Origin of the sequence: Streptomyces sp. NRRL S-495 (assembly GCF_000966955.1) — a bacterium.
GTDB lineage: Bacteria > Actinomycetota > Actinomycetes > Streptomycetales > Streptomycetaceae > Kitasatospora > Kitasatospora purpeofusca.
Window position 1 is genome coordinate 1 of the sequence record NZ_JZWY01000099.1, and the last position, 9,122, is coordinate 9,122.

Consider the following 9,122-nt stretch of genomic DNA (forward strand, 5'->3'; position numbering starts at 1 on the left):
TCAGAGATGTGTATAAGAGACAGAAACAGCACCGGGCCCCGGCCGTTGTGCTCGGTGGAAGGCTCAGTCGCGCCGGTGCCGGCCGCCGCCGGCCTGGACGGTGTCGGCGTTCTCGGCCTCGGGGCCGCCGGCCTTCTTCTTCCGGCGCTCGCGGAGCACCTCGACCAGCATCGGCGAGATGGAGAGCAGCACGATCAGCAGCACGGCCGGAATCAGGTACTTGTCGATCACCGGGGCGAGCGCGTCACCGAAGAAGTAGCCGATCAGCAGCATCGACTCGGTCCACAGCACGCCGCCGACGACGTTCCAGAGGAAGAAGGTCCTGGCCGGCATCTCCAGCGTGCCCGCGACCGGGTTCAGGAAGGTCCGGACGATCGGCATGAAACGGGCGAGCACGACGGCCTTGCCGGGGCCGAAGCGGTTGAAGTACTCCTCGGCCTTCTGCACGTACTCGCGCTTGAAGATCTTCGATTCGGGCTTGTCGAACATCTTCGGTCCGACCTTCACCCCGATCTGGTGCCCGAGCTGGGCACCGGCGATCGCCGCGATCGGCGCCCCGATCAGCAGGGTCGCGATCGGCAGTCGGTGGCCCTCGCCGAGGACCGACGAGGCGGCGCTCGAGGCGGCGACACCCGCGATGATGAGCAGCGAGTCACCCGGGAAGAAGAACCCGACCAGCAGGCCGGTCTCCGCGAAGATGATCGCGATCAGCCCGATCGCACCGAGGGACGAGATCAGTGATTTGGCGTCGAGCAGATTGACGGCCAGCTGGTTGTAGTCCACGGCCGCAGGATAGCGGGCCCGTCTTTGTTCGAGCCTCGCCCCAGGGGGTCGGTGGGTGCTCATCCTTTCGTCGCACGTCACCGCCGCACCCGGGACGCGGCCTCGGGAAGGGCGGGCCGCCGGGGCGCCCGTCCCGACTGGCGGGCCGCATGGTGGAGGCGGTGGGCATTCTGGGAAGATGGCACCGGCGACCGGCCCGCGGTGGCGAACACCCTCATCGCCGCTCCGCGGCCGCTGCCTCTAACCTCGGTACCGGTCAGCCGCACCGCAGAGCCGCGCACCGGCCCCGGTACCCCGGAGTCGTCACCAGGCGTACACAGCGTCGGACAGCACCGTCCGTACGCCGCACACCGACAGGAGCGGATTCGCATGCCCATCGCAACTCCCGAGATCTACAACGAGATGCTGGACCGGGCCAAGGCGGGCAAGTTCGCCTACCCGGCGATCAACGTGACCTCCTCGCAGACCCTGCACGCCGCGCTGCGCGGCTTCGCCGAGGCCGAGAGCGACGGCATCATCCAGATCTCGACCGGCGGCGCGGAGTTCCTGGGCGGCCAGCACAACAAGGACATGGTGACCGGCGCCGTCGCGCTCGCCGAGTTCGCGCACATCGTCGCCGCCAAGTACGACATCACCGTCGCGCTGCACACCGACCACTGCCCGAAGGACAAGCTGGACGGCTACGTCCGCCCGCTGCTGGCGATCTCCGCCGAGCGCGTGGCCAAGGGCCAGAACCCGCTCTTCCAGTCGCACATGTGGGACGGCTCCGCCGAGACCCTGAGCGACAACCTGGCCATCGCCCAGGAGCTGCTCGCCCAGGCCGCCGCCGCCAAGATCATCCTCGAGGTCGAGATCACCCCGACCGGTGGTGAGGAGGACGGCGTCACCCACGAGATCAACGACGAGCTGTACACCACCGTCAACGACGCCGTCCGCACCGCCGAGGCCCTGGGCCTGGGCGAGAAGGGCCGCTACCTGCTGGCCGCCTCCTTCGGCAATGTGCACGGCGTCTACAAGCCGGGCAACGTCGTGCTGAAGCCGGAACTGCTGCGCGAGCTCCAGGACGCGATCGGCAAGCAGTACAGCAAGAACGACCCGTTCGACTTCGTCTTCCACGGCGGCTCCGGCTCGACCGCCGAGGAGATCGCCACCGCGCTGGAGAACGGCGTCGTGAAGATGAACCTGGACACCGACACCCAGTACGCCTTCACCCGCCCCGTCGTGGCGCACATGTTCCAGAACTACGACGGTGTGCTGAAGGTCGACGGCGAGGTCGGCCGGAAGAACACCTACGACCCGCGCACCTGGGGCAAGCTCGCCGAGGCCGGCATGGCCTCGCGCGTGCTGGAGGCCGCCCAGCAGCTGCGTTCGGCGGGCAACCGCCTGAAGTAGCGGCCCCTGCCCCCAGTGGTCCTGCGTCCATGCCCCCCGGTGGTTCACTGGGGGGCATGAGCATTCACGAGAACCTCCTCGGGGGTCCCGCCCCGACGCACCTGCCCGCCGAACCCGGCCCGCTGGAGCTGCTGGCCGGCGGCGCCTCCCCGGCCGAGGTGGCGGCGAAGTTCCCGACCTCCTCGTTGGCCTGGGCCCAGCTCGCCGACGACGCCTTCGCGGCCGGCCGGGTCGTGGAGTCCTACGCCTACGCCCGCACCGGCTACCACCGCGGCCTGGACGCGCTGCGCCGCAGCGGCTGGAAGGGCCACGGCCCGGTGCCGTGGGAGCACGAGCCGAACCGCGGCTTCCTGCGGGCGCTGCACGCGCTCGGCCGGGCCGCCGCCGCGATCGAGGAGAAGGAGGAGGCGGAGCGCTGCGCGCAGTTCCTCCGGGACAGCTCGCCGACCGCCGCCGCGACCCTGGGCTGACACCCGGACGGCCGGTGCCCGGCCCGCCCGTGACCCGCCGCCCCCGGTGCCCTGTCGGGCACCGGGGGCGGTTTTTGTCCGTTCTGTGCATACCTCGTACATGGACATTCACCGGTCCGCCATGCCAGGGTGGGCGGGCCAGGGGGGCGCGCACGTCAGTTCGAGGTTTCGCGGCCCCACGGGTCGACAGAAAGCCCCAGCGTGCCCGCAAGCAGTCCCGTCCGCCGTTCCCGTACCGCCGCACACCCCGGGGGACGCCCAGCGCGCCGCGCGGGCGGATCCGGCGGTCGGCCCCGCGGCGGGGCGGGCTCCCGCCGTCGACGCCCGCCCCGCCGCCGGCTCGGGCCCGGCATGCTCACCGCGCTGGTCGCCGCGGTGCTGATCCTCGGCGGCACCCTGTTCGTCCTGAACCGCCCCGACGCACTGCCCGGCGCCGACCGGACCGCCCAGGCCAGGGTCGCCCCGCCGGACGGCACCGCCGCCGCCCCGGCCGCTCCCGCCGGCCCGGTGCCCTCGGCGCCGCAGTCCGGGCCCCCGGCCTCCGCCGCCCCGGCACCGGCCACGCCCAGCGCTCCGGTCACGCCCACCGCACCGCCCGCACCCACCGCCGCCCCGCAGCCGGGCGGCCCGGAGACCCCGCCGGCCAAGGGCGCCGGCACCTTCACCGTCGCCCAGGGCTCCGCCGACCCGGTCGGCCGGGGCACCGTCCGCCGCTACCGGGTCGAGGTCGAGGACGGCATCGGCATCGATCCGACGGCCTCCGCCACCCAGATCCAGGGCATCCTCGCCGACAAGCGCGGCTGGACCAACGACCGCAAGAACGGCTTCCAGCTGGTCTCCACCGGTGCCTACGACTTCACCGTGAAGATCGCCTCCGCCGCCACCGTGGACCGGATCTGCGGCGCGGCCGGTCTGGACACCCACGGCGAGGTGAACTGCAACGTCGGCAACCAGGTGGTGGTCAACGTCAAGCGCTGGACCATCGGCTCGCCCCAGTTCAGCGGTCCGATCGACGAGTACCGGGCCCTGGTGATCAACCACGAGGTCGGCCACCGGATCGGCCACGGCCACGAGGGCTGCCCCGGCCCCGGCAAGCCGGCGCCCGCGATGATGCAGCAGATCTACGGCCTCAAGGGCTGTACGGCCAACGCCTGGCCGTACAGCGCCGACGGCGGCTATCTGAGCGGTCCCGCGGTCCCCTGAGGCCCGGCGGGGCCGGTCGACCGGAGCGGGAACGCCCACAGGAACGCCCGGCCGGAGCAGAGCCGCTCTCAGCCCAGCAGTGGCAGGTGGGCCCGCAGATCGCTGCGCTCGCCACTGGCCGACAGCGCCTCGCCACTGGCCGACAGCGCGGCGGAGTCGACCGCGTCCGCCCAGTCGGCACGGCCGGTGGCCAGCCGGATCCAGGTCAGCGGATCGGTCTCGACCACGTTCGGCGGGGTGCCACGGGTGTGCCTCGGCCCCTCGACGGCCTGCACCACCGCGTACGGGGGCACCCGGAGTTCCACCGCGCCGCCGGGCACCAGCTCGGCGAAGGCGTCGGCGAGCATCCTGGTCACGGCGGCCACCGCCTGCCGGTCGTGCGGGAAGGTGTCGGGACCGAGCACGTCGGGACGGAGCGCGTCGGCCAGGTCGTCGGCGTGCACGACGGTCTCGACCAGCCGGGTCACCAGGAACTCGGTGAGCGCCATCGAGCCGAGCCGGATCTCGAAGCGGCGGGCCGGATCGGCCGCCTCCGGCCGGGCCAGGGCGCCGAGCAGCGCGTCGGCGGCACGGTCGAAGGCCGCCGCCACCGAGACCGGGTCACCCTCGAACCCGTCCGCCGCCCGCGCACGGGCCTGGTCGTCGAGCAGCGGGGCAAGGGCGCCGACCCGCTCCACCCACCGCGGCAGGTCCAGCGGCGGCCGGCCCTCCGCCGGATCGTCGAGATGCGCCGGCAGCCACTCGATCTGGACGGCCAGGTGTGCCAGCAGTTCGCGCACCCGCCACTCCCCCAGCCTGGTCGGCCGGGCCAGGCACTCCTCGGCGTCGGGGCGTTCGCACAGCCGCCGGACGGCGTCGCGCAGCGCGCCGGTCTGCGCCGCGAGCGCGGCGGCCACCCTGGCGGGCTGGTAGGTACGGGACTTGGGAGGCATGGCCCCCAACATACGCCCACGGGCGGACGGTTCTCGCGAACCGTCCGCCCGTGGAAGAAGGGGCCGACTCAGGCCAGCAGGGCCTCGATGACGCCGGTGTGGGCGTCCTTCAGCTCCGCCAGCGGGACGGTGAACTGCCCCTGGACGTCCAGGGAGTCGCCGTCCACCACACCGATGCGGACGGCCGGCAGGCCCCGCGCGGTGCACATGTCGTTGAACCGGAGCTCCTCGCTGCGCGGCACGGCCACGACGGCGCGGCCGGCCGACTCGGAGAACAGGAACACGAACGGGTCCATGCCCTCGGGCACGACGATCCGGGCACCCCGGCCGCCCTTGAGGCAGCTCTCCACCAGCGCCTGGCCCAGGCCGCCGTCGGAGAGGTCGTGCGCGGCGTCGACCATGCCGTCCCGGGAGCCGGCGATCAGGATCTCGCCGAGCAGCCGCTCGCGCTCCAGGTCGACCTTGGGCGGCAGGCCGCCCAGGTGGTCGTGGACCGCCTGCGACCAGGCCGAGCCGCCCAGCTCGTCCTCGGTGTCGCCGAGCAGGTAGAGCAGCTGCCCCTCCTCGGCGAACGCCATCGGAGTGCGGCGGGTGACGTCGTCGATGACGCCGAGCACCGCGACCACGGGGGTCGGGTGGATGGCGACCTCGCCGGTCTGGTTGTACAGCGAGACGTTGCCGCCGGTCACCGGGGTGCCCAGGGTCAGGCAGGCGTCGGCGAGACCGCGGGTGGCCTCGGCGAACTGCCACATCACGTCCGGGTCCTCGGGGGAGCCGAAGTTGAGGCAGTCCGAGACGGCGAGCGGCTTGGCACCGCCGGCCGCGACGTTGCGGTACGCCTCGGCGAGGGCCAGCTGGGCACCGGTGTACGGGTCCAGCTTGGTGTAACGGCCGTTGCCGTCGGTGGCGACCGAGACGCCGAGGTTGGTCTCGTCGTCGATCCGGATCATGCCCGAGTCCTCGCCGTGCGAGAGCACGGTGTTGCCGAGCACGTACCGGTCGTACTGGTCCGTGATCCAGGACTTGGAGGCCTGGTTCGGGTGCGAGGCGAGCTTCAGCAGGTCGGCCTTGAGGCCCTCGCCGGTGGTCGGGCGGGCCAGCCGCTCGGCCGTCGGGGCGTCGGCCTGCAGCGCGTCCTGCCAGCTCGGGCGGGCGTACGGGCGCTGGTAGGTCGGGCCCTCGTGGGCGACGGTGCGCGGGGGCACGTCCACCACGAGCTCGCCGTGCCAGAAGATCTCCAGCCGCTCGCCGTCGGTGACCTCACCGATGACGTTGGCGATGACGTCCCACTTCTCGCAGATCTCCAGGAAGCGGTCGATCTTGTCCGGCTCGACGATCGCGCACATGCGCTCCTGCGACTCGCTCATGAGGATCTCCTCGGGCGAGAGCGTGTGGTCGCGCAGGTGCACCGTGTCGAGGTCGATCCGCATGCCGCCGGAGCCGGCCGAGGCCAGCTCGGAGGTGGCGCAGGACAGCCCGGCGCCGCCGAGGTCCTGGATGCCCTTGACCAGCTTCTCCCGGAAGATCTCCAGGGTGCACTCGATCAGGAGCTTCTCCTGGAACGGGTCGCCGACCTGGACCGCCGGGCGCTTGGCCGGCTTGGTGTCGTCGAAGGTCTCGGAGAAGGTCTCGGAGGCGAGCACCGAGACGCCGCCGATGCCGTCGCCACCGGTGCGGGCGCCGTACAGGACGACCTTGTTGCCGGCGCCGGAGGCCTGCGCGAGGTGGATGTCCTCGTGCTTCATGACACCCACGCAGAGCGCGTTGACCAGCGGGTTGCCCTGGTAGCAGGAGTCGAAGACGACCTCGCCGCCGATGTTCGGCAGGCCCAGGCAGTTGCCGTAGCCGCCGATGCCCGCGACGATCCCGGGCAGCACGCGCCGGGTGTCCGGGTGGTCGGCCGCGCCGAACCGCAGCGGGTCCATCACGGCGACCGGGCGGGCGCCCATCGCCAGGATGTCGCGGACGATGCCGCCGATGCCGGTGGCCGCGCCCTGGTAGGGCTCGATGTACGACGGGTGGTTGTGCGACTCGACCTTGAAGGTGACCGCGTAACCCTGGCCGACGTCGACCACACCGGCGTTCTCGCCGATGCCGACGAGCATGGCGTCCGTCTCGGGCTTCTTGTCGCCGAACTGCTTCAGGTGGACCTTGGAGCTCTTGTACGAACAGTGCTCCGACCACATGACCGAGTACATGGCGAGTTCCGCGCCGGTCGGGCGGCGGCCGAGGATCTCCCGGATCCGGGCGTACTCGTCCTGCTTGAGGCCGAGCTCGGCCCAGGGCTGGGCGGCGTCCGGGGTCTGCTCGGCGTTCTTGACGGTGTCGAGGCTCATCAGGCGTTCACCAGCTGCTTCAGTACGGAAGTGAAGAAGCCCAGGCCCTCGGTGGTGGGACCGGTGAGCGGCTCCACGGCGTGCTCGGGGTGCGGCATCAGACCGACGACATTGCCGGCGGCGTTGGTGATGCCGGCGATGTCACGGTACGAACCGTTGGGGTTGACGTCGAGGTAACGGGCGACCACCCGGCCCTCGGCCTCCAGCTCGTCCAGGACCCGCTCGTCGGCGACGAAGCGGCCCTCGCCGTTCTTCAGCGGCACGACGATTTCCTGCCCGGGGGTGTAATCCCGGGTCCAGGCGGTGCCGTTGTTCTCGATCCGCAGCTTCTGGTCGCGGCAGACGAAGTGCAGCGAGTCGTTGCGGGTGAGCGCGCCGGGCAGCAGGTGGGATTCGCACAGCACCTGGAAGCCGTTGCAGATACCGAGAACGGGCATTCCCTGCCGGGCCTGCTCGATGACGGTCTCCATCACCGGCGAGAACCGGGAGATCGCACCGCAGCGCAGATAGTCGCCGTAACTGAATCCGCCCGGCAGGACGACGGCGTCGACCTGGTGGAGATCCTTGTCACGGTGCCAGAGGGCGACCGGCTCGGCGCCGGCCAGGCGGACCGCGCGCCGGGCGTCGCGGTCGTCGAGGGAGCCGGGGAAAGTGACGACGCCGACGCGGGTGGTCACTTGCCGTCCTCCTCGACGCGGACGGTGAAGTCCTCGATCACGGTGTTGGCGAGAAAGGTCTCGGCGGCTTCGCGGATACGGGCGAGCGCGGCGTCGTCGACCGGGCCCTCCAGCTCCAGCTCGAAACGCTTGCCCTGGCGGACGTCGGAGATCCCGGTGAATCCGAGACGGGGCAGCGCGCGCTGCACCGCCTGTCCCTGGGGGTCGAGGATCTCCGGCTTGAGCATGACGTCGACTACGACGCGTGCCACTGGCACTCCCGGTGGTGTCTTCGTGAGGCGGGGGAACTCCAGACTACCGGGGGTTTCGAGCGTGTTTGCTGGCCGGGGATGGTGACGCGCGTAGACCGACGACCCTTACGCCACAAGGGCTCCACCCGGCCGCCACCCCCCGCCGGGTGCCCCTTTTCGCCGGATTCCGGAACCCCCGCGAGAACCACCGAAGAGCACCCGAATACCGGCACTCCGGACAGATCGGCCAGTCGAGTGCACCGGTATCCGGCACCCGGCGAAGACACGTGAATATCCGGAAAAGAAAGCCGGACTCTTCGATTTCTCCCCGCTTCGGGTGCAGAATAGGGCCACCTGCCGCGGTGAGTGCTGCGTATCCGGCACGGCCATCCGGCCTGCCCGTATGCGCTTGCGCGAAGGGTGCACATCAGGCCCCGGGGCGCACCCGCGCCCTTGTCGGCCGAATTGCCCGAGAGGATTGACACCCATGGCTCAGCGTGTAGTTGTCACGCTCTCCGACGACCTGGACGGCGGCGCAGCCGCAGAAACCGTCCACTTCGGCGTCGACGGGAAGTCGTACGAGATCGATTTGTCCGTGGACAACGCGGAAAAGCTGCGGGAGGCCCTCGCCCCGTTCGTCGCGGCCGGCCGCCGCCAGAGCCGTACCGGAAAGTCCTTCCGCCGCACCGCCCTCACCCCCGACCCGGCCGCCGTGCGCGCCTGGGCCCAGTCCCGCGGCATGGAGCTGCCCGCCCGCGGCCGCATCCCGAAGCACGTCTACGAGGCCTTCGCCGAGGCGAACTGACCGCCCCGGCCCCGGTCGCCCCACCCTCGATCGAAGGGTGGGGCGACCACCCCGAAAGATGCTGTAGAGTATTCCTCGTCGCCGCAACGGAGAGATCCGGAGAGGCGGCAGGTGCCCCAGGCACCAGGCGGACGTGGCTCAGTTGGTAGAGCATCACCTTGCCAAGGTGAGGGTCGCGAGTTCGAATCTCGTCGTCCGCTCGCAGTAGCGAGCACAACTCAATAGTTCCATCCTGCGGACGTGGCTCAGTTGGTAGAGCATCACCTTGCCAAGGTGAGGGTCGCGAGTTCGAAT

General features: G+C 71.2%; 9 protein-coding genes and 1 tRNA gene. 5 read left to right on the forward strand and 5 right to left on the reverse strand.

All coding sequences use genetic code 11. The features are described 5' to 3' along the window. Positions 1-63 precede the first annotated feature (63 nt). A complete protein-coding gene (locus tag VR45_RS07265) occupies positions 64-783 on the reverse strand; it encodes a VTT domain-containing protein (protein WP_199925911.1) in 720 nt (239 codons plus the stop codon). A 363-nt stretch (positions 784-1,146) separates the two neighbouring features. On the opposite strand from VR45_RS07265, the gene fbaA reads away from it, so the two are divergent. The 3 genes from fbaA to VR45_RS07280 all read left to right on the forward strand — a co-directional run bounded on the left by fbaA (position 1,147) and on the right by VR45_RS07280 (position 3,848). After that, on the forward strand, positions 1,147-2,175 hold the full coding sequence (fbaA, locus tag VR45_RS07270) for a class II fructose-bisphosphate aldolase (protein WP_286163107.1): 1,029 nt from the start codon (positions 1,147-1,149) through the stop codon (positions 2,173-2,175). A gap of 56 nt (positions 2,176-2,231) precedes the next feature. Continuing rightward, on the forward strand, positions 2,232-2,645 hold the full coding sequence (locus VR45_RS07275) for a DUF3151 domain-containing protein (protein WP_030392493.1): 414 nt from the start codon (positions 2,232-2,234) through the stop codon (positions 2,643-2,645). Positions 2,646-2,996: 351 nt separating this feature from the next. Continuing rightward, positions 2,997-3,848, forward strand: coding sequence for a DUF3152 domain-containing protein (locus tag VR45_RS07280; RefSeq protein WP_045938848.1), 852 nt, complete (start codon positions 2,997-2,999; stop codon positions 3,846-3,848). Between the two features lie 68 nt (positions 3,849-3,916). Here the strand turns inward: VR45_RS07280 and VR45_RS07285 are convergent, their stop codons facing one another. The 4 genes from VR45_RS07285 to purS all read right to left on the reverse strand — a co-directional run bounded on the left by VR45_RS07285 (position 3,917) and on the right by purS (position 8,050). Beyond that, positions 3,917-4,780, reverse strand: coding sequence for a sterol carrier family protein (locus VR45_RS07285; RefSeq protein WP_045938849.1), 864 nt, complete (start codon positions 4,778-4,780; stop codon positions 3,917-3,919). Positions 4,781-4,848: 68 nt separating this feature from the next. Beyond that, on the reverse strand, positions 4,849-7,116 hold the full coding sequence (purL, locus tag VR45_RS07290; RefSeq protein ID WP_045938850.1) for a phosphoribosylformylglycinamidine synthase subunit PurL: 2,268 nt from the start codon (positions 7,114-7,116) through the stop codon (positions 4,849-4,851). Further along, positions 7,116-7,793, reverse strand: a complete 678-nt coding sequence (purQ, locus tag VR45_RS07295) for a phosphoribosylformylglycinamidine synthase subunit PurQ (RefSeq protein WP_045938851.1) — start codon at positions 7,791-7,793, stop codon at positions 7,116-7,118. Before purQ ends, purL begins: the two co-directional genes overlap by 1 nt. Further along, the gene (gene purS / locus VR45_RS07300; RefSeq protein WP_078879748.1) at positions 7,790-8,050 is read right to left on the reverse strand and encodes a phosphoribosylformylglycinamidine synthase subunit PurS; all 261 of its coding nucleotides are present in this window, start codon (positions 8,048-8,050) and stop codon (positions 7,790-7,792) included. Before purS ends, purQ begins: the two co-directional genes overlap by 4 nt. 460 nt (positions 8,051-8,510) lie before the next feature. Between purS and VR45_RS07305 the strand changes: the two genes are divergently transcribed. Together VR45_RS07305 and VR45_RS07310 are read left to right on the forward strand one after the other, a co-directional pair. Continuing rightward, a complete protein-coding gene (locus VR45_RS07305; protein ID WP_030304494.1) occupies positions 8,511-8,828 on the forward strand; it encodes an Lsr2 family protein in 318 nt (105 codons plus the stop codon). 127 nt (positions 8,829-8,955) lie between these two features. Beyond that, positions 8,956-9,028 (forward strand) — tRNA-Gly (locus VR45_RS07310). Positions 9,029-9,122: the final 94 nt, after the last annotated feature.

Coding starts and splice junctions, on each gene's coding strand:
- VR45_RS07275 (WP_030392493.1), top strand. CDS start 2,232: ATGAGCATTCACGAGAACCTCCTCGGGGGTCCCGCCCCGACGCACCTG.
- purL (WP_045938850.1), bottom strand. CDS start 7,116: ATGAGCCTCGACACCGTCAAGAACGCCGAGCAGACCCCGGACGCCGCC.
- VR45_RS07305 (WP_030304494.1), top strand. CDS start 8,511: ATGGCTCAGCGTGTAGTTGTCACGCTCTCCGACGACCTGGACGGCGGC.
- VR45_RS07285 (WP_045938849.1), bottom strand. CDS start 4,780: ATGCCTCCCAAGTCCCGTACCTACCAGCCCGCCAGGGTGGCCGCCGCG.
- VR45_RS07280 (WP_045938848.1), top strand. CDS start 2,997: ATGCTCACCGCGCTGGTCGCCGCGGTGCTGATCCTCGGCGGCACCCTG.